Source organism: Paraburkholderia sp. GAS199 (assembly GCF_050436585.1).
Taxonomy (GTDB): Bacteria; Pseudomonadota; Gammaproteobacteria; order Burkholderiales; family Burkholderiaceae; genus Paraburkholderia.
Genome location: NZ_JBNDMM010000003.1, coordinates 302,834 through 321,948 on the forward strand (window position 1 = coordinate 302,834; position 19,115 = coordinate 321,948).

The 19,115-nt window shown below is 64.6% G+C and carries 20 protein-coding genes; 9 read left to right on the top strand and 11 right to left on the bottom strand.

Features of this window, described 5'->3' with window-relative positions; genetic code table 11:
• Positions 1-63: 63 nt before the first annotated feature.
• Together P3T18_RS13010 and P3T18_RS13015 are read right to left on the bottom strand one after the other, a co-directional pair.
• Positions 64-846 (bottom strand): ABC transporter substrate-binding protein, encoded by a 783-nt coding sequence (locus P3T18_RS13010; RefSeq protein WP_429300334.1) that lies wholly within the window; start codon positions 844-846, stop codon positions 64-66.
• Positions 847-1,100: 254 nt separating this feature from the next.
• Positions 1,101-1,343 (bottom strand): hypothetical protein, encoded by a 243-nt coding sequence (locus P3T18_RS13015; protein WP_429300335.1) that lies wholly within the window; start codon positions 1,341-1,343, stop codon positions 1,101-1,103.
• 662 nt (positions 1,344-2,005) lie between these two features.
• Here P3T18_RS13015 and P3T18_RS13020 point away from each other — a divergent pair.
• From P3T18_RS13020 to P3T18_RS13030, 3 genes are all read left to right on the top strand, one after another.
• Positions 2,006-3,055, top strand: a complete 1,050-nt coding sequence (locus tag P3T18_RS13020; protein ID WP_429300336.1) for an ABC transporter substrate-binding protein — start codon at positions 2,006-2,008, stop codon at positions 3,053-3,055.
• Positions 3,055-4,878, top strand: a complete 1,824-nt coding sequence (locus tag P3T18_RS13025; RefSeq protein WP_429300337.1) for a diguanylate cyclase domain-containing protein — start codon at positions 3,055-3,057, stop codon at positions 4,876-4,878. The genes P3T18_RS13020 and P3T18_RS13025 overlap by 1 nt, the downstream gene beginning before the upstream one ends.
• A gap of 309 nt (positions 4,879-5,187) precedes the next feature.
• Positions 5,188-5,499, top strand: a complete 312-nt coding sequence (locus P3T18_RS13030) for a hypothetical protein (protein ID WP_429300338.1) — start codon at positions 5,188-5,190, stop codon at positions 5,497-5,499.
• Positions 5,500-5,506: 7 nt separating this feature from the next.
• On the opposite strand, the gene P3T18_RS13035 is transcribed toward P3T18_RS13030, so the two are convergent.
• Genes P3T18_RS13035 through phnG form a run of 7 tightly spaced genes read right to left on the bottom strand, consistent with a single transcriptional unit; the run spans position 5,507 to position 11,426 of the window.
• A complete protein-coding gene (locus tag P3T18_RS13035; protein ID WP_429300339.1) occupies positions 5,507-6,640 on the bottom strand; it encodes an alpha-D-ribose 1-methylphosphonate 5-triphosphate diphosphatase in 1,134 nt (377 codons plus the stop codon).
• Between the two features lie 26 nt (positions 6,641-6,666).
• Positions 6,667-7,476, bottom strand: a complete 810-nt coding sequence (phnL, locus tag P3T18_RS13040; protein ID WP_429301084.1) for a phosphonate C-P lyase system protein PhnL — start codon at positions 7,474-7,476, stop codon at positions 6,667-6,669.
• A gap of 24 nt (positions 7,477-7,500) precedes the next feature.
• Entirely contained in the window at positions 7,501-8,271 is a 771-nt protein-coding gene (phnK, locus tag P3T18_RS13045; protein WP_429300340.1) for a phosphonate C-P lyase system protein PhnK, read from the bottom strand.
• The gene (locus P3T18_RS13050) at positions 8,268-9,191 is read right to left on the bottom strand and encodes an alpha-D-ribose 1-methylphosphonate 5-phosphate C-P-lyase PhnJ (protein WP_429300341.1); all 924 of its coding nucleotides are present in this window, start codon (positions 9,189-9,191) and stop codon (positions 8,268-8,270) included. Before P3T18_RS13050 ends, phnK begins: the two co-directional genes overlap by 4 nt.
• Complete coding sequence (locus tag P3T18_RS13055; protein ID WP_429300342.1) at positions 9,188-10,330, bottom strand: carbon-phosphorus lyase complex subunit PhnI; 1,143 nt, start codon at positions 10,328-10,330, stop codon at positions 9,188-9,190. Before P3T18_RS13055 ends, P3T18_RS13050 begins: the two co-directional genes overlap by 4 nt.
• The gene (phnH, locus tag P3T18_RS13060; protein ID WP_429300343.1) at positions 10,330-10,941 is read right to left on the bottom strand and encodes a phosphonate C-P lyase system protein PhnH; all 612 of its coding nucleotides are present in this window, start codon (positions 10,939-10,941) and stop codon (positions 10,330-10,332) included. Before phnH ends, P3T18_RS13055 begins: the two co-directional genes overlap by 1 nt.
• Complete coding sequence (gene phnG, locus P3T18_RS13065; protein ID WP_429300344.1) at positions 10,941-11,426, bottom strand: phosphonate C-P lyase system protein PhnG; 486 nt, start codon at positions 11,424-11,426, stop codon at positions 10,941-10,943. Before phnG ends, phnH begins: the two co-directional genes overlap by 1 nt.
• Before the next feature lie 229 nt (positions 11,427-11,655).
• On the opposite strand from phnG, the gene phnF reads away from it, so the two are divergent.
• Genes phnF through phnN form a run of 3 tightly spaced genes read left to right on the top strand, consistent with a single transcriptional unit; the run spans position 11,656 to position 13,750 of the window.
• Entirely contained in the window at positions 11,656-12,414 is a 759-nt protein-coding gene (gene phnF / locus P3T18_RS13070; RefSeq protein ID WP_429300345.1) for a phosphonate metabolism transcriptional regulator PhnF, read from the top strand.
• Positions 12,411-13,133 carry a DUF1045 domain-containing protein gene (locus tag P3T18_RS13075; protein ID WP_429300346.1) on the top strand — a complete coding sequence of 241 codons (723 nt, stop codon included), beginning with the start codon at positions 12,411-12,413 and terminating at the stop codon, positions 13,131-13,133. Before phnF ends, P3T18_RS13075 begins: the two co-directional genes overlap by 4 nt.
• A gap of 2 nt (positions 13,134-13,135) precedes the next feature.
• Positions 13,136-13,750, top strand: a complete 615-nt coding sequence (gene phnN / locus P3T18_RS13080) for a phosphonate metabolism protein/1,5-bisphosphokinase (PRPP-forming) PhnN (RefSeq protein WP_429300347.1) — start codon at positions 13,136-13,138, stop codon at positions 13,748-13,750.
• On the opposite strand, the gene P3T18_RS13085 is transcribed toward phnN, so the two are convergent.
• Positions 13,698-14,606, bottom strand: a complete 909-nt coding sequence (locus P3T18_RS13085; protein ID WP_429300348.1) for a LysR family transcriptional regulator — start codon at positions 14,604-14,606, stop codon at positions 13,698-13,700. The two genes, phnN and P3T18_RS13085, sit on opposite strands and share 53 nt — an antisense overlap.
• 133 nt (positions 14,607-14,739) lie before the next feature.
• Here P3T18_RS13085 and P3T18_RS13090 point away from each other — a divergent pair, with 133 nt between their 5' ends.
• Both P3T18_RS13090 and P3T18_RS13095 read left to right on the top strand, forming a co-directional pair.
• Complete coding sequence (locus tag P3T18_RS13090; protein WP_429300349.1) at positions 14,740-15,930, top strand: M20 aminoacylase family protein; 1,191 nt, start codon at positions 14,740-14,742, stop codon at positions 15,928-15,930.
• Between the two features lie 71 nt (positions 15,931-16,001).
• Positions 16,002-17,303, top strand: coding sequence for an MFS transporter (locus P3T18_RS13095; RefSeq protein ID WP_429300350.1), 1,302 nt, complete (start codon positions 16,002-16,004; stop codon positions 17,301-17,303).
• A gap of 49 nt (positions 17,304-17,352) precedes the next feature.
• Here the strand turns inward: P3T18_RS13095 and P3T18_RS13100 are convergent, their stop codons facing one another.
• The gene (locus P3T18_RS13100) at positions 17,353-18,177 is read right to left on the bottom strand and encodes an IclR family transcriptional regulator (RefSeq protein ID WP_429300351.1); all 825 of its coding nucleotides are present in this window, start codon (positions 18,175-18,177) and stop codon (positions 17,353-17,355) included.
• A 201-nt stretch (positions 18,178-18,378) separates the two neighbouring features.
• Here P3T18_RS13100 and P3T18_RS13105 point away from each other — a divergent pair, with 201 nt between their 5' ends.
• Positions 18,379-19,083, top strand: a complete 705-nt coding sequence (locus P3T18_RS13105) for a FadR/GntR family transcriptional regulator (RefSeq protein ID WP_429301085.1) — start codon at positions 18,379-18,381, stop codon at positions 19,081-19,083.
• Positions 19,084-19,115 lie beyond the last annotated feature (32 nt).

The following is a 19,115-nucleotide window of genomic DNA, read 5'->3' on the forward strand; positions in this document are numbered from 1 at the left end:
GGAGCGGGGCCCGTCTGTGTCAAGCCTGCCCGCGCGCCGTCAGACGCGCAGGTGGATTGCCATTTAGCTGCCGTACACGTCGAAGTCGAAGTACTTCTTCTCGAGCTTCTTGTACGTACCGTCCTTGATGATGTCGGCGATTGCCTTGTCGACCTTCGCCTTCAGATCGGTGTCTTCCTTGCGCATGCCGATGCCTGCGCCGTTGCCGAGAATCTTCTCGTCGACGAGGTCCTTGCCTGCGAACTCGTAGCCTGCACCGCGCGGCGTCTTCAGGAAGCCAATTTCAGCTTCCACGGCGTCTTGCAGCGACGCGTCCAGACGGCCCGACAGCAGGTCGGCATAAACCTGATCCTGGTTCTGATACGGCACGACCTTCGTGCCCTTCGGTTCCCAGTAGGTCTTCGCGTACGTTTCCTGGATCGTGCCCTGTTCGACGCCGACCGTCTTGCCCTTCAGCGAATCAGCCGTCGGCATCACGCCCGAACCCTTCTTCGTCACGAGGCGCGTCGGGGTGTTGAACAGCTTGGACGAGAAAGCGATCTGCTCAGCGCGTTGCGGCGTCATGGACATCGACGACAGCACGCCGTCGAACTTCTTCGCCTTCAGAGCCGGGATCATGCCGTCGAAATCGTTTTCGACCCACACGCATTTGGCCTTCAGGCGCGCGCAGATTTCGTTGCCGAGGTCGATATCGAAGCCAACGAGCTTGCCGTCCGAGCCCTTCGACTCAAAAGGGGCATAGCTGGCGTCAACGCCGAAACGGATGGTCGACCAATCTTTCGCGTGTGCGCCAATCGAGACGGTTGCAAGCAGAGCAACCATCAAAGCCGCTAGCAGTTTTTTCACTGTTTAACTCCTCGGTGTAGTTCAAATACTCCCGTATGCGGTTGTACCGCTGCGGGACGCCCGGCGCGACTCACGACCGGGCTTGGGTTGAAGCTGCCAGCCGGGGCGGCCAGCAGCGCGCGCCAAGCTTATCAGTTCAAAAAGAATGGGTAGTTAGTGAAACACCGGATAGCGTACGAGGATAGCTTCTAAAGCGTGGATGTGCGCAGGTTGCACCGCCCGCCGCGTTGTAAACCACGCGTAAAGAAGCGCACTCACTGACGGTTCAGCGAGTCGGCCCGCGCCGGATCGACCGTGCCGCACCATAGCGCGCCTTTGTCCATCATGTCGGCGTCGCGCGCGTTCATGCCGGCGCAGGTGCCGCGCATGTCCGGTTGCGCGCGCTGCATGCGAGCCAGCGAGGCGCGGTTCATTTCAGCCTGTAGCCAATTGCCGAAGCACGCGACCGATCCGACCACGATCGCCACCAACGTCCACTCTGTTTTTCTTAAACGCATCGTCTGTCTGTTGTTCGACTACCGGAGCGGCAGGCCACGCGATTCTATAGTCGCGCCGCACCGCGTGGCGGCCGATTCCGTCAAGACACGGTTTACGGCAGCGGATCGTGGTTCTTGAGCGTCATATCGCACAGCATTGCATCCACGACGCCGTGTCGCCGGCCGGTCTCCCAACGTGGACGGCGATTCGGACGACTTTCCACCTGCCGGCGACGACTCGATTACCGCGTCTTACTGCATCAGCACTCACTTATATCTGTACCGTGCAGTTAAAGAATCCGCATAAACTACCGTTAATATCGGATGAGCGCGTTTGTCGCATTCGCCTTCAGGACAGATTTTCCGGATTCCGGTGGGCCAGCCCATTCATGCGCCGTGCGGCGCCGGCATTCATGCGCCGTTCGCAGCGCGCGGCAAGCCAGGGCGGTCGTGCGGGTATCTCTGTCTGAACAAAGTCGTCGGGTAGTGCGTTCGCGTTCAAAAGGCGCGAGTCTGACCTGCCCGTCGTAGTGGCCTTCGGTTAAGCGGTGTTGTATATGCACATGATTTCGATGGCAGGTGAAATTCGTCGCAGCAAGCCATCCCGCCCGCAACCGCTGGCGGCGGCAGCGGGAAACGCGCATCCGTCACGGCGCGGCACCGCGGGCGGCCTGTCACGTCGTATGGCACGCCGCGTTGTCACGGCCTGTCTGGCCGGCGCGCTGTTGTGCTGCGGCTTGCTGGGCGCGGCGCCGGCTTTTGCCGCCGACAAAACCTTGCGCGTGCTCGCATGGCCGGGCTATGCCGACGCCGACGTCGTGAAGAATTTCGAAGCGCGTTATAACGCGAAAGTCGAAGTCACGCTGGTGGATTCCGACGAAGCATTGTGGGCGCAGATGCACGCCAAACCCACACCGCCATTCGACGTGCTCGCGGCCAACACCGCTGAAATCCAGCGCTATACGCGCGCCAATCTGCTCGCGCCGCTCGACCTCGCGAGCCTGCCCAACACGAAAAAACAGTTGCCGCGCTTTCAGGCGCGCACCGCGATCGACGGCCTGACCTCGGGCGGCCAGGTCTACGCCATCCCGTTCACGTATTCGTCGATGGGACTGATCTACGATCGCAAGCAGATTCCAGTGCCGCCACGCTCGATGCGCGATCTGTGGAATCCGCGTTACCAGGGCAAGGTGCTCGACTTCAACAGCGCGCAGCACAATTTCTCGTTCGCGGCGCTCGCGCTGGGCTATCCGCATCCGTTTCAGCTCGACGCCACGCAGATGCGCGAGATCGCGCACAAGCTGGTCGATCTGCGCCGCAACCTGCTGACCTATTACACCTTGCCGGAAGAGGCGACGGCATTTTTCATCCAGCACAAGGTCGCGCTGATGTTCGGCAATTACGGCACGCAGCAGGTCGAGCAGTTGCGTCGCGCGGGCGCCGACGTGGGCTACGTGATTCCGGATGAAGGTGCGCTGGCCTGGCTCGACTGCTGGTCGATGACGCGCGCCGCGACGGACCGGCCGCTCGCGCTCGCATGGATCAATTACATGCTGGAGCCGGACGTCTCGGCGTTGCTCACGCAACGCCAGGGGCTCGCCAACACGCTGACGGCGCCCGCGGACAACATCGATAGCGGCCATATCGTGTGGATCGGGCCGGTAGAAGACATTCAACGGCGCGAAGAGTTGTGGAGCAAGATCGTGTCCGGAGACCGGTCGGAGCGCTTTTGATGATGCGCTCGGGACTGACCTTCAAGCTCTCCATTCTGCTCGCGTGTATGGGCGTGCTCGCCTCCGGCGCGACCGGCTATTACGCGTATCGGGCCAACCGCACGATGCTCGTGAACGAAGCCGAGCATAGCCTGCTCACCTCGACGGAATTGCTCGGGCAGCGCTTCTCGGTGGCCGTCGACGACGTCGGCGCCGACGCGCTGGTGCTCGCCAACATGCCGACCACCGCGGACATCGCGCAGACCGACGACGGCCTCGGCGCGAACGTCGCGCGTGAGCGGCTGGCGCAGGCGTATTCGAGCTTCATGGTGCATCACCCCGAATATCTGCAGATTCGCCTGATCACGCGGCGCGAACACGGGCTCGAACTGATCCGCTTCGATCGCGACGGCGACGGCGTGGCGCGTGTGCAAGGACGCGACCTGCAGGAAAAAGGCCAGTTCGCCTACGTGTTCGATACGCTGGCGTTTTTGCCGGGCCGCATCTATAGCTCGCCGATTTCCGTGAATCACGAGCGCGGCGCGCATTCTGCCGAAGGCAAACCCACGTTGCGGCTCGGCACGCCGGTGGCGAACGAGAGCGGCGCGGTGGTGGGCGTCGTCATCATCGACATCGATCTGGCCGGGCTTCTGCAACGTCTGCAAAGCGATCTGCCGAGCGACTATCAGGTCTATCTCGCCAACGAGTGGGGCGATTTTCTCGTGCATCCCGACCCGTCGAAAACGTTCGGTTTCGACAAAGGCCGGCGCGTATTGATGCAGGATAGTTTCGCGGCAACCAAACCACTTTTCGCGCAGACGCAAAGCGAGATATTGCTCAACGGTCTGGCGCGACCGGCCCAGGCGCCCGGCCAGGTGCTCGCGTTCGTGCGCCGTCCGTTCGGGGCGTCGGAGGGCAACCGCTTTATCGTGCTCGGTCTCGCGAAGCCGCTCTCCGATGTGCTGGCGGGCGCGCATCTGCTCGGCAACAGCATCATCCGTATCGTGCTGACGTTCAGCGTGCTGGGTTTCTTCCTCGCCATCCTGTTCGCGCGCGCGTTGACCAAGCCTTTGCAGAGTCTCGCGCATGCCGCCACGCATCTGTTCGCCGAGCACGCCATGGAGCCGTTGCCGCTCAGACGCACCGACGAAATCGGCGTGCTGGCGCGCTGTTTCGATCGACTGCGCCGCGAGATCAAGGCGCAGATGGACGTGCTGCACAAGAAGCAGCACGAACTCGTGCATCTCGCCACGCATGACGTGCTGACCGGATTGCCCAACCGCATGCTGTTCATGCAGAAATTCGAAGCGGCGATTGCCGAGGCCACGCGGCGTCAGGAGCAACTCGCCGTGCTGTTCGTCGACCTCGACCGCTTCAAGCAGATCAACGACCAGTTCGGCCATTCGGTCGGCGACAAGGTGCTGGTGGCGGTGGCGCGTCGCCTGAAGCAGGCGCTATGCACCGCCGACATCGCCGCGCGCCTGGGCGGCGACGAATTCATCGTGCTGATCGAAGGGCCGCGTTCGGCCGAGGCCGCGCCGGGCATCGCCACACGCATCATGGACACGGTGAACGAGGAACTGGCGATCGACGGACAGCGCATGACGGTCGGCGCGAGTATCGGCATCAGCCAGTTCCCCACCGACGGCGTCACCACCGAAGAGTTGCTGCTGCACGCCGACGCCGCGATGTATGCGGCGAAATCCGGTGGACGCTTTGCGTATCTGCGTTATCAGGACCTGCTGGAACAGCGCAGGCGCGAGGAAGAAGAGGCGCGGGCCGGCGAGAGCGCGAGCCTGGGTCTCGAAGGCGAAGCCGGCCGCGAAGCCGAGCCGACCGCCTGAGCGCCTGAGCGCCTCACCGCGCGCGCAACCCGCCGCCACGACGGCAATGCCTGGGCTTTTCAATCCATCGCAATGCAGCATTTCTTGCCGCTTTTCGGCTTGCGCGAAGCGGCAATGATTGCGTGCGCCCCAGGGAAAACGCCAGGCGCGATAGCCGATTCCGGCAAGCGGGACGGCCACGTGCGGTGTAGAGCGCGACAAACTGTGGCCCGACGCGCACAATGCGCCGCGAACGGATGCTGCGTTGCAGCACGTTCAGATTTTTTACGTTATATTCAAGGCGCGGCTCATGTCTAGAAGAGGTACAGAATGTACGACGCCGAAATCGCTGCCACTCTGCTGAATCGCTGGGCATCCCGGCCATCCACCCCCGACTTCGCTGCCTTTCTCGAACTATTGCGCGAAGGCAACCTCAGCTTTACCTATCAGTCCGGTCACGTGCGTGAAGCGGGCGCGGCCGAAGGTCGTCCGTTGACGATCGAGTCGCTGGTTTTCGACGACGGCTCGCGCACGCTGCGTGTCGAGGCGCCGGAAAAACACGTCGAAGCCGTCGACCAGACGCCTCGCTGGACCCGCTGGGCAGCGGTCGAACCGCTGCTTCCCGTTCCCAGCGAAGCCTGAGGTTTTCTCACACGATCCGTGCCCCGGCGCGATATGTCGCGCGCGGCACCGGCAACTTGTCGAGCATCGTCACGCGCACGAAATCGGCGCGCAGTCCCGCTTCGATCGCACCACGATCATGCAATCCCGCCGTGCGTGCCGGTTCGGCCGAGACGGTGGCCATGGCGCGCGGCAGAGTCCAACCGGCCTTGTCGACGAGATCGAATACCGCCGTCATCAAACTGGACGGCACGTAATCCGACGAGAGAATATCGAGCAGATCCGCTTTCGCCAGTTCGAGCGCCGACACGTTGCCCGAGTGCGAGCCGCCGCGCACGATGTTCGGCGCGCCCATGATGGTCGAAATGCCATGGTCGCGCGCGGCTTGCGCAGCGATGCGGGTAGTCGGAAATTCGGCCAGCACGATGCCTTCCGCCTTGGCCTGCTCGACGTGTTCGATTAACGTGTCGTCGTGGCTCGCCACCGGAATGCCGAGCCGCTTGCAACGCTGCACGATCTCGTGACGATGCGCGTCCGCGTAACGTTCCTGCTCCACCGACAACTCCACCAGCGCGGTCGCCACGTGTTCGTCGGTCAGCTTGCCGTTGCGTTCCTGGAAGCGGCGCCATTGTTCGCGGTCGTGCCATTGACGCTGTCCCGGCGTGTGATCCATGACGGACGCGAGCCGCAGCAGCGGATGCGCGCACAGGGAATCGAACACTTCCACCACGTCGGCGGTTGCGATTTCGCAGCGCAGATGCAGGAAGTGTTCGGCGCGCAGCAGCTTGCGTTCGGAGAAGCGCGTGAGGGCTTCGGCGCATTGCGTTTGCAGATCGCGGCCACGCAAGCCCACTTTCGCGCGCGTGCCGATGGCGAGCGCGTCGAACACCGTGGTGATGCCGGCGGCGGCCACCTGCGCGTCGTGAATGACGAACGCGGCGTCGGTGTTCCATTGCACACCTGGGCGCGGCGCGAGATGCTTTTCGAGGTTGTCCGTGTGCAGTTCGATCAGACCGGGCAGCAGGTAGTCGCCTTCCCAGTCTTCGGCCTCGCGCGCCGAGGTCGTGCCGCGTTCGATATCACGGATCACGCCGTCTTCGATCCGTACCACGCCGGTGAATACTTCGTCTCGCGTCACGACGCGAGCGTTTCTGATCAACATCGACTTGCTCCGTAGTCAGTCAGACTTCAGTGTGTGAGTGTAGTGCGGTTTCGTGCCGGTTCGGCGCGCAGCGGCGGCTGAAGTTCCAGGCGGCGCGTCGCGACCTTGTTACGCGTGTCTTCGTCGTGGAAGATGCCCACGATCGCCGCGCCGCGTTCGCGTGCCTCGACGATCAGATCGGCCACCACGTCGCGGTTTTCCGCGTCGAGCGAGGCCGTGGGCTCGTCGAGCAGCAAGACCGGATGCTGGGCGATCAGGCCACGCGCGATATTCACGCGCTGCTGCTCGCCGCCGGAGAACGTGGCAGGCGCCAGATTCCAGAGACGCTGCGGCACGTTCAGCCGCGCCAGCAACGCAGACGCACGATCGAGTGCTTCGTCCTGCGCGACGCCGCGCGAGAGCAGCGGTTCGGCGACCAGCATGAGCGTGCTCACGCGTGGAATGACGCGCAGAAACTGGCTGACGTAGCCGACCACGCCGCGCCGCAAACGCAGCACGTCGTGCGGTTCCGCGCCGGTGATGGCAACGGCGTGGCCGTCGCCCGCCGCATCGCGAATCGCAATCGAGCCGGTGCTCGCGAGATAGTTGCCGTACAGGCAGCGCAGCAAGGTGCTCTTGCCCGCGCCCGACGGTCCGACCAGCACGACGCATTCGCCGCGCGCGACGTCGAGCGACACGCCTGCGAGCGCTTCGATCTGCACGCCGCCCTGGCCGTGCAACGTGAACGTCTTGCGGATGCCGACGGCGCGCAGCATCAGTGCTTCGTTGTCCTGAAACGCACGTGAGTCGGCATGTGCGTCGGCACTCGAGTCGGCACGTGAATCAGGAGAGCGCATGTCAGTGGATTGCATAGATCAGCCTCAAACCGGCAAAACCGAGGAAACGAGCGTTTGCGTGTACGGATGCTGCGGATCGTCGAGCACCTGGTCGGTGAGACCCGACTCGACCACTTCGCCGCCCTGCATCACCATCAGACGATGCGCGAGTAGACGCGCCACGCCGATATCGTGCGTCACGATCAGCACCGACAGATGCAGCGTGGACGTCAGCGTGCGCAGCAGATCGAGCAGACGTGCCTGCACGGAAACGTCGAGCCCGGCGGTCGGTTCGTCCATGAAGACGAGGCGCGGACCCGTGACGAGATTGCGTGCGATCTGCAAGCGCTGCTGCATGCCGCCCGAAAATGCGGCGGGGAATTCGTCGATACGCGAAGCGTCGAGTTCGACGCGCTCCATCCATTGCGTGACGGTGTGGCGGATGTCGCCGTAATGGCGCGCGCCGACGGCCATCAACGGCTCGCCGATATTCGCGCCGGCGGACACGCCGCTGCGCAGGCCGTCGCGCGGATTCTGCTGCACGAAGCCCCACTCCGTTCGCATCAGCAGACGCCGGCGCGGTTCGGACAAGGCCAGCAGATCGAGCTTGTCGCCATGCGTGGCGGTGTAATGCAACGAGCCGCCGTCGGCGTCGGTTTTCAGCGCGAGCGTATTGAGCAAGGTTGTCTTGCCCGAACCGGATTCGCCGACGATGCACAGCACCTCGCCCGGATAGAGATCGAAGCTGACGTTCCTGCAGCCGTTGCGGCCGCCGTATTGTTTGGTGAGCGCACGAGCGCTCAGCAGCGGGGTCATGCGGCTTCTCCTTTGCGCGCCTCGTAGGCCGGCAATTCCAGATCCTGATCGCCGCGGCGTTCGTGGCAATAGTCGCTATCCGAGCAGACGAACATGCGCTTGCCCGCGTCGTCGACGATCATTTCGTCGAGAAAGCTTTCCGTGGACCCGCACAGCGCGCAGGCGTGCTGCCACTTCTGCACTTCGAACGGGTGATCGTCGAAATCCAGGCTGCGCACCGGCGTATAAGGCGGAATGGCGTGGATGCGCCGCTCGCGTCCGGCGCCGAACAGTTGCAGCGCGGGATTCATGTGCATCTTCGGATTGTCGAACTTCGGAATCGGCGAGGGCGAACTCAGATAGCGATGGTTGACGATCACCGGATAGTCGTAAGTGGTCGCGATGCTGCCGTGATGCACGATGTCTTCGTAGAGCTTCACGCTGATCAGACCGTAATCGGCGAGCGCGTGCAGCTTCTTGCATTCGGCCACGCGCGGTTCGAGCCGGTACAGCGGTTCGGGCATCGGCACCTGATAGACCAGAATCTGCTGTTCGGTAAGCGGCGCTTCCGGAATGCGGTGACGTGTCTGGATGATCGTCGCTTCGGTGGTGCGGCGCGTGGTGGCCACGCCTGTCGTACGCGCGAAGAAGCGGCGAATGTTCACGGCGTTGGTGGTTTCGTCCGAGCCCTGGTCGATCACCTTGAGCGTGTCGTGCCGTCCGATGATCGCCGCCGTGACCTGAATGCCGCCGGTGCCCCAGCCGTACGGCAAAGGCATTTCGCGCGACGCGAACGGCACCTGGTAGCCGGGCACCGCGACCGCCTTGAGCAGGGCGCGCCGCAGCATGCGCTTGGTCTGCTCGTCGAGGTAGGCGAAGTTGTAGCCCTCGGCAGCGCTGTCGTACGAGGCCGTGGCGAGAGAGGTGTCGGGTGCGTTCATGCTGCCTGCTCCTGTCGGTCGTCGTCCTGTTTGCCGCTTTGTGTCGCGTGCTGTTCGCGCAGACGCCGCACGAGTTCGAGTTCGGACTGGAAATCCACGTAATGCGGCAGCTTCAGATGCTGCACGAAGCCGGAGGCCTCCACGCTGTCGCTGTGCGAGAGCATGAATTCGATGTCCTGGGTCGGCGAGGCGAGCGTTTCGCCGAGTTCTTCGGCGCGCAACGCGCGGTCGACGAGCGCCATCGCCATCGTCTTGCGCTCCGAGTGACCGAACGCCAGTCCATAGCCTTGCGTGAAGGTCGGCGGCACCTCGCCGCTGCCGGCGAACTGGTTGATCATCTGGCATTCGGTGATGTCGATGTCGCCGATTTCCACGGCTTCGCCCAACTCGTCGAGTTCCATTTCCACCACCACGCTGCCGAAGCGGATTTCGCCGGCGAACGGGTGCGTGTGTGCATAGCCGCGTTGCGTGGCATAGCCCATGGCGAGCAGAAAGCCTTCGTCGCCGCGCGCCAGATTTTGCAGACGCGTGGCGCGGCTGGCGGGAAAGGCGAGCGGTTCGCGCGACAGATCGCCGGGTTCCGGCGCGTTTGGCGTGGGACGTTCCTGCTCGATCAAACCTTCCTTATCGAGCAGACTCACCACGCGCGGCATCGCTTCGGCCGGCGTGCCGCCGGTTGCTTCGGGGGCGATGGCTGCGACGGCTACGGTATCGGCCGCTTGCGTGCCGCCTTCGGCCAGCAAGGCGAAATCCAGCAGACGCTGCGTGTAGTCGTAGGTCGCGCCGAGCAACTGACCGCCGGGCACGTCCTTGAACGTTGCCGAGATGCGCCGCTCGACCTGCATGGATTCGGTGTCGATGGCCTGCGTGTAGCCGAAACGCGGCAATGTGGTGCGATAAGCGCGCAGCAGGAAGATCGCTTCGACCAGATCGCCCGCGGCCTGCTTGATCGCGAGTGCGGCGAGTTCTTCGTCGTAGACCGAGCCTTCGGTCATCACGCGTGCGACAGCGAGGCGCATCTGCTCGCGAATCTGCGCGACGCTCAATTCGGGCAGCCGCGTATCGCCACGGCGCGCCTTGTCGAGCAGACGCCACGACGCCTCAATCGCGCGTTCCCCACCCTTGACGGCAACGTACATCAGTTCACCTTCGCTTGAGTTGTGCGCGGCAGGCCGATCAGTTCGGCGCCGCAGACGAGATAACAGTCGACGCCGCACGGGAACAGCGGCGCGAGGGCGGCGCGCTCGCGCCAGAAATGTTCGGGCAGGCCGAGCGGCGCGATGGTGGCGCTGTGCTGGATGCCGGGGCCGCTCAGCACGACGGGCGTGCCGCCGTGCAGCGATTCCACGCGCACCAGCAAAGTCACCGACTGTTCGGGCGATTCCGCTTCGCCCAGTGCGAAGCGTTCGAGCGACGGCATCGCGCCGGCGTCGTGGATATAGGCAAACGCGGCCTGTTCCGGTTCGTCGACCAGCGGCGCGCCGGTATGAAAGCGCAGCGCCGAGCCGAGCGCCGTATCCGGCTGCGCGAGCCAGACCGGCGTAGCGTAGTCGCACAGGGTCAGCAAGGCGGCGAAGGCGGCCGGTTCGGCGCGCGTGGCCCGTACTTCCGGTAGCACGTTCCCCACCACGCCGACCGTCCCCGGCCGCGACAAGGCGTCGAGCAGGGTGCGGAACACGGCTTGCGTATCGTGGACCGGATCGGCGAAACCCGGCGTCAATGTCGACAATGCAATCTGCGAGTTTTCCATCAGTCGCCCCGGACCATCGTGAAGAATTCGACGCGCGTTGCCGCCGCGTCCTGTTGGCGTTCGACGCGGCGCGCGGCTTGCTGCGCGGCGAACGGCTCGATCAGCTGACGATGCAAGGCCTCGTGGTGCTCGGCCCGTTGCAGCAGCGCGTCGGCGAGCGCGGCCAGTTCGGCGCGCCGCTTGTCGCGGCCCAGATGGCACGCCACGCCGACTGTCGGCGCCTGGTCCGCTGCGCCGCGCAGGCGCAAGGTGGCGCGCGTCACGGTGGCTTCGCCGAGATTGAACGGGTCGCCGCTGCCGCCTACCCGGCCGCGCACCATCGCAAGGCCGATTTCAGGCGGACGCAGCCAGTCGTAAGCGGGCTTCGCGCTGCCTTGCAGCGCGTGTTCCAGCGCGGCTTCGAGATCGGCGCGCGGCGTGCGGGCCAGCACGGCCATCCATGCGCGCCGCGTGGCGGATGAAGGCGAGTCGGGAGTAGCACTCATCGAAGTTCCTGTTGATCCAGCGAGCGAGGAATAGACGGACAGCAGACAAACTGGCGGACCAATCGCCGCAAAGTCATTTGACCATCTATTCATCTAAACGTCTAGACGTTTAAAGGTAAGCTTGTGTTGCGTTGTCGCGCGTGGCGCCGTTTCACATTTCCATCACGGCTTGCGCACTACAATGCAGCAAGAAACAGCGATTATTTGAACTCAGGGGAATGACAGCACCATGACATCGAACGACAACGCGACGCCGGGCACGCTGCTCGAACGCGGCGCGGGCGTCGCCGTCTGGCGGCAGATCGAGCAGATTCTGGCGGCGGAAATCGCCGCCAGCGGTTTCGGCGAAGAAGGCCGTCTGCCGAGCGAGGGCGAGTTGGCCAAACGCTTCGACGTGAACCGCCACACCGTGCGCCGGGCCATGCTCGGCCTCGCGGCGCTGGGCCTCGTGAGCGTCGAACAGGGGCGCGGCACCTTCGTGCAACCCGGCGCGATCGACTATACGATTGGCCGACGCACCCGGTTTACAGAAAACTTGCGGCAACAGCATCACGCGGCGGCCGGGACCATGCTGTCGTCTTCGCGCGTGAAGGCCGAGCCGGATGTGGCCAAGGCGCTGGGCTTGCGCTCGGGCTCGCTGGTGTACCGGATCGAGACGCTGCACGAGTCCGACGGCGTGCCGCTAACCTTCGCCCGCAACTGGTATCCGGCCGCGCGCTTTAGCAACCTGCCGGAAATATTGGAGCGCACCGGCAGTATCACGAAGGCCATGGCCGAGTTCGGCGTGGGCGACTATCTGCGCAAGTGGAGCCGCATCGGCAGCGTGCTGCCCGAGCCGGAAGTGGCGCGGCGTCTGAACATCAACCGTCAGCAGCCGGTGCTGTGGGTCGAGAACGTCGACGTGGATATGGACGGCACGCCGGTCAAGTACGGGTTCACGCATTTCGCGGCGGATCGCGTGCAATTGATGGTGGAGCACGATGTATGAGCGGCGGTGCGTGGGGTGCCGACGCTCGTTTTGCCGTGTATTACGCGCCGATGCGCGAATCGGCATGGTGGGAAGCGGGGTCGAGCTGGCTCGGTCGCGATGCGCAAAGCGGTGAGCCGCGCACGCAGCCGCAACCCGAAGGTCTGGCGCGGCCACTCGCCGACCTGACCGGCGCACCGCGCCGCTACGGCTGGCATGGCACGCTGGTGGCGCCGTTCCGCCTCGCCGACGGCGTCACGCAGCAACACGTGCTGGACGCCACCCGCAACTGGGCGAACACGCAGCGCGCGTTCACCTTGCCCATCGAAGCGGCCACGCTCGGCGATTTCGTCGCGCTGCGTCCGGCCGGCCGGCAAGCCGAAGACGACATGCGGGCACTGGCCGGCAGCGCACTGCGCACGCTGCACGAGTTGCGCGCGAAACCTTCGTCCGACGATCTCGCGCGCCGGCTCGCCGCGCCCCTGAGCGAGCGGCAACGTGAATTGCTGCTCGAATGGGGCTATCCCTACGTATTCGACGAATTCCGTTTCCACATGACGCTCTCCAGTTCGCTCGCCGACGCGGACGAACGCGCGACGCTGCTGGCCTGGTGGCAGGCGCATGCGCCCGCGCTCGGACCGCTCGCCGTCGATCACGCGGCGCTCTTCGTGGAGCCCGCGCCCGGCGAGCCGTTCATGTTGTGGCAACGTGTACCGTTTCAGACCCGCGAGGTGAAATAACAATGGCAGGTCGTCTGGTTTATGTCATGGGCCCGTCGGGTGCGGGCAAAGATTCGCTGCTGGGTTTCGCGCGCAGGCATCTGATGGGCGAGCCGATTCTGTTCGCGCATCGCTACATCACGCGGCCGAGCGGCAACGGCGAAGAACATGTCGCGCTGAGCGTCGAGGAATTCGCGGAGCGCTCGGTGCTCGGTCTGTTCGCGCTCGAATGGTCGAGCCATTCGTTGCGCTACGGCATCGGGATCGAGCTGGATGCGTGGCTCGCGCGCGGTTGCACGGTGGTGGTGAATGGCTCGCGCCAGCACTTGCAGCATGCCATCGCGCGCTATCCGCATATCGAAGTCGTGCACGTGGACGCCGCGCCCGAGATTCTCGAAGCGCGGCTCGGCGCGCGCGCAAGGGAATCGGCGGAACAGGTCGCGGCGCGGCTCGCGCGCCGTGCGCCGTTTTCGCTGCCTGACTCGATCCGCTGCACGACGATCGACAATTCCGGCGCGCTGGAAGACGCGGGCCGGGCGCTGGTGGCGTTTCTGAAAGCCGCCGCGCACACTTCGCCGGAGCGCGCTACGCAATTTCCGGCATCTTCTCCCGCGTCGCATTCTGCAAACACGAGATGAACTGCCGCACGGCGGGCGTCGGCAGCAGATCGCGCCGCGAGATGATGCTGATCTCGTAGTTCGGCAGCGACTCTTCGATCGGCGCGACCCGGATGCCGAGCGGCGCGACCCGATGGGCCAGAGGCCGCGTGAAGCAGCCGATCACATCCGTTTGCGACACGAGACCGAGCGTCACCGCAAACGAAGACGGCGCGCGCAGTAGCCGCTTCGGCACGGGCAAACCGTGTGAGCTGAACATCGTCATCATCACGCTATGAGGGAAGTGATCGGCGCCGACCGTCACGATCCATTCGGCGTCGATCAGCTCGTGCAGACGCGTGCAGTTCGCCAACGGGTGACCTTCGCGCATCGCCACCACGAACTGCGTCGAAAAAAGCGGTGTCTGCACGAGGTCGCTGTCCAGCGCCTGCACATGATGAATCGCCGCGATATCGAGTTCGCCGTTGCGCAGTCGCGCGACGGCCTGCGGCACGGTCACTTCTTCCAGATGCAGATTCACGAGCGGCATGGCGCGCCGGAACGTGGAGACGGCGTGCGGCAGCGCCGTTAGCGCAATCGACGGCATGGTGCCGACGTTCACCTTGCCGGCCAGTTCGCCCTTCACCTGTTCGACCGCCTCCACCGTGCGGCGCATGTCGCCGAGCAACTGTTCGGCGCGCGGCAGCAAGGCCAGCCCGCACGCCGTCAATTCGATGCCGCGCACGCTGCGCACCATCAACTCGGCGTTCAGCGCGCTTTCCAGTTCGCGAATCGAATGCGTGACGGCCGGTTGGGTCACGCCGAGCTCGCGCGCGGCGGCGCGCAGACTGCGGTGATGCGCGGCGGCCACGAAGGCCTGCAACTGCTGCAGCTTCATGAGGGTATTCCCGTATATAAGTGTTTTTGATCGGGGTGAAAAAAACAGCATCTTATTCGAACAAAACGGCGTGGCTATAGTGCTCGCCTGTTTGCCGCGTTTTTTGCGCGGCGTGAATCCATGGAGCCAAGAGATGAGCGAAGCCGCGCGTTTTACCGAAGTGTCCGATCTGGCGAGTGCCGCCGAGAGCCTGCGCGAGATTCGCCATCACATTCATCACCATCCCGAACTGGCTTACGAAGAAGTGCAAACAGCGGCGCTGGTCGCCGACAAACTGGAGCAATGGGGCTGGCAGATCACGCGCGGCGTGGGCCGCACCGGCGTGGTGGGCACGCTGAAGGTGGGCGACGGCACGCGCAGCATCGGCATTCGCGCCGACATGGACGCGTTGCCGATCATCGAGCAGACCGGTTTGCCGTACGCGAGCGGCACGCACGGCAAGATGCACGCGTGCGGCCACGACGGCCACACCACGATGCTGCTGGGCGCCGCCCAGCATCTCGCCAAAACCCGCAATTTCTCCGGCACGGTGCATCTGTATTTCCAGCCGGCCGAAGAAAGCGGCATCGACAGCGGCGCCGTGAAGATGATCGAAGACGGCCTGTTCGAACGTTTTCCCTGCGACGCCGTGTTCGGTGTGCACAACCATCCGGGCGCGGAACCCGGCGTGCTGCTGTTCCGCAAGGGGCCGTTCATGTCGGCGGGCGACAAGGCGATCATCACGATCGAAGGCGTGGGCGGCCATGCGGCGCGCCCGCATCTGACCGTCGATCCGGTGGTGATCGCGGCGAGCATCGTGATGGCGCTGCAAACCATCGTCGCGCGTAACGTCGATCCGTCGCAACCCGCCGTGGTGACGGTCGGCTCGATGCACGCGGGCACGGCGAACAACGTCATTTCGAGCAGCGCGAAGCTGGAGTTGAGCGTGCGCTCGTTCAGCCCGGAAGTGCGCACGCTGCTGAAGCAGCGCATTACGGAACTCGCGGAAAGCCAGGCCGCGAGCTACGGCGGCAAGGCGCTGGTGGAGTACATCGAAGGCTATCCGGTGGTGATCAATTCGGATGCCGAAACGGATTTTGCGGTGGAAGTGGCGCGTGAACTGGTGGGCGACGACAAGGTGGTCGCGCAAACCGACATTCTGATGGGCAGTGAAGACTTCGCCTTCATGCTGCAGAAACGCCCCGGCACGTTCCTGCGCATCGGCAACGGCGCGGGCGAAGACGGCTGCATGGTGCACAACCCGCACTACGATTTCAACGACCGCAATCTGCCCATCGGCGCGGCTTTCTGGACCCGGCTCGTGGAGCGCTATCTGGGCCAGTGAGTGCGCCCTGCCTGCATAACATGATGCAGGCGGCCGTCGACACCATAAACGATAAGAACGAGGAGACAGCGATGAACACCACGACCGGCACCACGCGCAGCGCCGAAGCCAGCCGGACCACCAGCCGCGGCGCAATTGCCGCGGCCGTGATCGGCAACTGGCTGGAGTTTTTCGACTTCACCGTGTACGGCTTTTTTGCCGTCATCATCGGCAAGCTGTTTTTCCCTTCGGCGGACCCGACCACCTCGCTGCTGCTTTCCGTGGCGACGTTCGCGGCGGGTTTCATCACGCGTCCGCTCGGCAGCGTGATGCTCGGCGTCTACGCCGACCGCAAAGGCCGCAAGGCGGCGCTCAATCTCACCATCATGCTGATGGCGATCAGCACCGGCGTGATCGCGATCGCGCCCACGTATGCGCAGATCGGCCTTGCTGCGCCGCTGCTGATCGTGCTGGCGCGGCTCGTGCAAGGCTTCTCGCAAGGCGGTGAATTCGGCGCGGCGACCTCGACCTTGCTGGAGCAGGGCGGCGGCACACGGCGCGGCTTCCGGGCCAGCTGGCAACTGGCCACGCAAGGCGGCGCGGCGCTGATGGGCTCGGGCATCGCGGCGGCTTTGTCGGGCGCCCTGCCGAAAGAGTCGCTGGAAAGCTGGGGCTGGCGCATTCCGTTTCTGATCGGCGTGCTGATCGCGCCGGTCGGCATGTACTTGCGCCGCCGTCTCGCGGACGACGCTGTCGGCGCGCACGGCCACGGCATCGAGCGTGGCGTGCTGCACGAACTGTTCACGCGTCATCTGCGCACGCTGCTGCTGATCACGCTGACGGTGATGGGCGGCACCGTCTCCACCTACATTCTCACGTTCTACATGCCGACCTACGCGATCCACACGCTTGGCCTGCCGATGTCGCTATCGATGCTGGTCGGCGTCGCGTCCGGGCTCGTGATGCTCGTCACGTGTCCGCTGTTCGGCATGCTCTCGGATCGCATCGGCAGCCGCAAGCGGCCGATCCTGTTCGGACGCGGCGTGCTGGTGCTGCTGCTGTTTCCGGCCTTCATGCTGATCAACCGCTTTCCGCAGTTGCCCGTCATCATGTCGCTGACGGCGCTGATGCTGCTGTTCTACTCGATGGGTTCGGCGTCGGAATTCGCCTTGATGTGCGAGTCGTTTCCGCGACGCGTGCGCGCGACCGGCATTTCGATCGCCTATGCGCTGAGCGTCTGTGTGTTCGGCGGCACGGCGCAGCTAGTGGCCACGTGGCTCATCAAGCTGACCGGCAGCAAGCTCGCGCCGGCGGGTTATGTTGCCGCGTGCGTGGTGGTGTCGCTAATCGCGGTGTCGATGCTGAAGGAAACGGCGGAGCAGCCGGTCGACTGAGCGCGGCCGCGGTGCGACCCGCGCCGCGCTCGACGGCGCCGGCGCAGGCTCAGCCGCGCCGCGCCACCATCTCCGAGACGGTTTGCGCGGCCTGTTGCAGCGGTTCGAGAAACGCCTTCACCATCTGTTTGGCGGAATTGCGCTGCGCGTTGCCGCTGATGTTCATCGCGGCGATCACGCGGCCCTGGCGGTTGCAGATCGGCGCGGACAATGAAATCAGGCCGCCTTCCAGTTCCTGATCGACGATCGCCCATCCCTGGCGGCGCACCTGCGCGATCACCTTCTTCAATTCTTCCTTGTCGGTGACGGTGCGCGGCGTGTGCGCGTAGAGCGGCGTCGAATTTAGCGTGGCGTCGAGCGTGTCGTCGTCGAGCGCGGAGAGCAGCACGCGGCCCATCGACGTGCAATAGGCAGGCAAGCGGCTGCCGATCGAAAGATTGATCGTCATGATCTTGTGAGTCGGCACGCGCAGCACGTAGACGATCTCCGTGCGATCGAGCACGGCCGCCGAGCAACTCTCGTGGACCTGCGCGACGAGCTGTTCCATGACTGGTTCCGCGAGATTCCAGAACGGCATGGAGGTCAGATAGGCGAAACCGAGATCGAGGATTTTCGGCGTCAGGCGAAAAAGCCGGCCCTCGGCTTCCACGTAGCCCAGCGTTTGCAGCGTCAACAGGATGCGGCGCGCGCCGGCCCGCGTGAGCCCGGTGGCGGCCGCCACGTCGGTCAGCGTCTGCTCGGGGCGCGACGCGTCGAATGCGCGGATCACTGCCAGGCCGCGCGCGAACGACTGCACGTACGAGTCGCCCGGTTTGTCCGGGGCCGGTTCGGCGTTGTCGGGAACGGCGGAAGACGGCGGCAGGGCTTTGCTCATGGGCCTTGAAGTGGGTTCGAGGAATGCGGGTGCCGGTGCGGCAAGGCGGCCGGCGCGAGGCCATCGAAAGCCGTGACGATAGCTCAAGCCTTCTATTTCGCCAACTGCGGGCGAGGCCGCGAGCGGATCGAGGGTTTGCATGGATGCAGAGTTTGTCTCAAATTTGTATGATGACCTGACGACATGACGATCGAGGCTTCGATGTTCGAGAAGATTCCCGCCCGTGCGCTGAGCGACACCGTCGCGCAGCAGATCCTGACGCAGATCGACAAGGGCGCGTTCGAGCGTGTCGGCAAGCTGCCGACCGAGGCCGTGCTGGCGCAGCAATTCGGCGTGAGCCGCACGGTGATCCGCGAAGCCATTTCGCGCCTGAAGAACGAAGGCGTGGTGGAGCCGCGCCAGGGCAGCGGCGTGTTCATCGCGTCGCACGGCACGATCCGGCCGCTGCGCATCGATTCCGCGGAAGCGGCCGAGCCCGGCTCGGTGGTGCAGATCCTCGCCTTGCGACGGGCCATCGAAGCGGAAGTTGCCGCCGAGGCCGCCACGCGCCGCACCGATGCCGACATGGCGTCGATCAACGCCGCACTCGCGCGCATCGATATGGCCGAAGCCGAAGGCCGGAACGGCGTGGCCGAAGACGTGGCGTTTCACCGTGCCATCGCGGCCGCGACCGGCAATCCCTATTTCGTCAAGACGCTCACGTTCCTGAACCAGTACCTGGAAGCAGGCACGGTCGTGACGCGCCGCAATGAAGCTTTGCGCGAGGACTTCTCGCGTCAGGTGCGCGAGGAGCATGCGGCGATAGCGGCGGCGATCCGCTCGGCCGATCCGCTTGCCGCGCGCGAGGCGGCGCAAACGCATCTGTACAACGCCGCCCGGCGGCTCACGGAAGCGGGCATCGGCTAGAGCACGCTAGAGCACGTCGCGTCGCGATCAAC

What these genes read in the sequence shown, in the direction of transcription:
- P3T18_RS13015 (WP_429300335.1), bottom strand. Translation starts at nt 1,343, where the DNA reads ATGCGTTTAAGAAAAACAGAGTGGACGTTGGTGGCGATCGTGGTCGGA.
- P3T18_RS13020 (WP_429300336.1), top strand. Translation starts at nt 2,006, where the DNA reads ATGGCACGCCGCGTTGTCACGGCCTGTCTGGCCGGCGCGCTGTTGTGC.
- P3T18_RS13025 (WP_429300337.1), top strand. Translation starts at nt 3,055, where the DNA reads ATGATGCGCTCGGGACTGACCTTCAAGCTCTCCATTCTGCTCGCGTGT.
- P3T18_RS13030 (WP_429300338.1), top strand. Translation starts at nt 5,188, where the DNA reads ATGTACGACGCCGAAATCGCTGCCACTCTGCTGAATCGCTGGGCATCC.
- P3T18_RS13035 (WP_429300339.1), bottom strand. Translation starts at nt 6,640, where the DNA reads ATGTTGATCAGAAACGCTCGCGTCGTGACGCGAGACGAAGTATTCACC.
- phnL (WP_429301084.1), bottom strand. Translation starts at nt 7,476, where the DNA reads ATGCGCTCTCCTGATTCACGTGCCGACTCGAGTGCCGACGCACATGCC.
- phnK (WP_429300340.1), bottom strand. Translation starts at nt 8,271, where the DNA reads ATGACCCCGCTGCTGAGCGCTCGTGCGCTCACCAAACAATACGGCGGC.
- P3T18_RS13050 (WP_429300341.1), bottom strand. Translation starts at nt 9,191, where the DNA reads ATGAACGCACCCGACACCTCTCTCGCCACGGCCTCGTACGACAGCGCT.
- P3T18_RS13055 (WP_429300342.1), bottom strand. Translation starts at nt 10,330, where the DNA reads ATGTACGTTGCCGTCAAGGGTGGGGAACGCGCGATTGAGGCGTCGTGG.
- phnH (WP_429300343.1), bottom strand. Translation starts at nt 10,941, where the DNA reads ATGGAAAACTCGCAGATTGCATTGTCGACATTGACGCCGGGTTTCGCC.
- phnG (WP_429300344.1), bottom strand. Translation starts at nt 11,426, where the DNA reads ATGAGTGCTACTCCCGACTCGCCTTCATCCGCCACGCGGCGCGCATGG.
- phnF (WP_429300345.1), top strand. Translation starts at nt 11,656, where the DNA reads ATGACATCGAACGACAACGCGACGCCGGGCACGCTGCTCGAACGCGGC.
- P3T18_RS13075 (WP_429300346.1), top strand. Translation starts at nt 12,411, where the DNA reads ATGAGCGGCGGTGCGTGGGGTGCCGACGCTCGTTTTGCCGTGTATTAC.
- phnN (WP_429300347.1), top strand. Translation starts at nt 13,136, where the DNA reads ATGGCAGGTCGTCTGGTTTATGTCATGGGCCCGTCGGGTGCGGGCAAA.
- P3T18_RS13085 (WP_429300348.1), bottom strand. Translation starts at nt 14,606, where the DNA reads ATGAAGCTGCAGCAGTTGCAGGCCTTCGTGGCCGCCGCGCATCACCGC.
- P3T18_RS13090 (WP_429300349.1), top strand. Translation starts at nt 14,740, where the DNA reads ATGAGCGAAGCCGCGCGTTTTACCGAAGTGTCCGATCTGGCGAGTGCC.
- P3T18_RS13095 (WP_429300350.1), top strand. Translation starts at nt 16,002, where the DNA reads ATGAACACCACGACCGGCACCACGCGCAGCGCCGAAGCCAGCCGGACC.
- P3T18_RS13100 (WP_429300351.1), bottom strand. Translation starts at nt 18,177, where the DNA reads ATGAGCAAAGCCCTGCCGCCGTCTTCCGCCGTTCCCGACAACGCCGAA.
- P3T18_RS13105 (WP_429301085.1), top strand. Translation starts at nt 18,379, where the DNA reads ATGTTCGAGAAGATTCCCGCCCGTGCGCTGAGCGACACCGTCGCGCAG.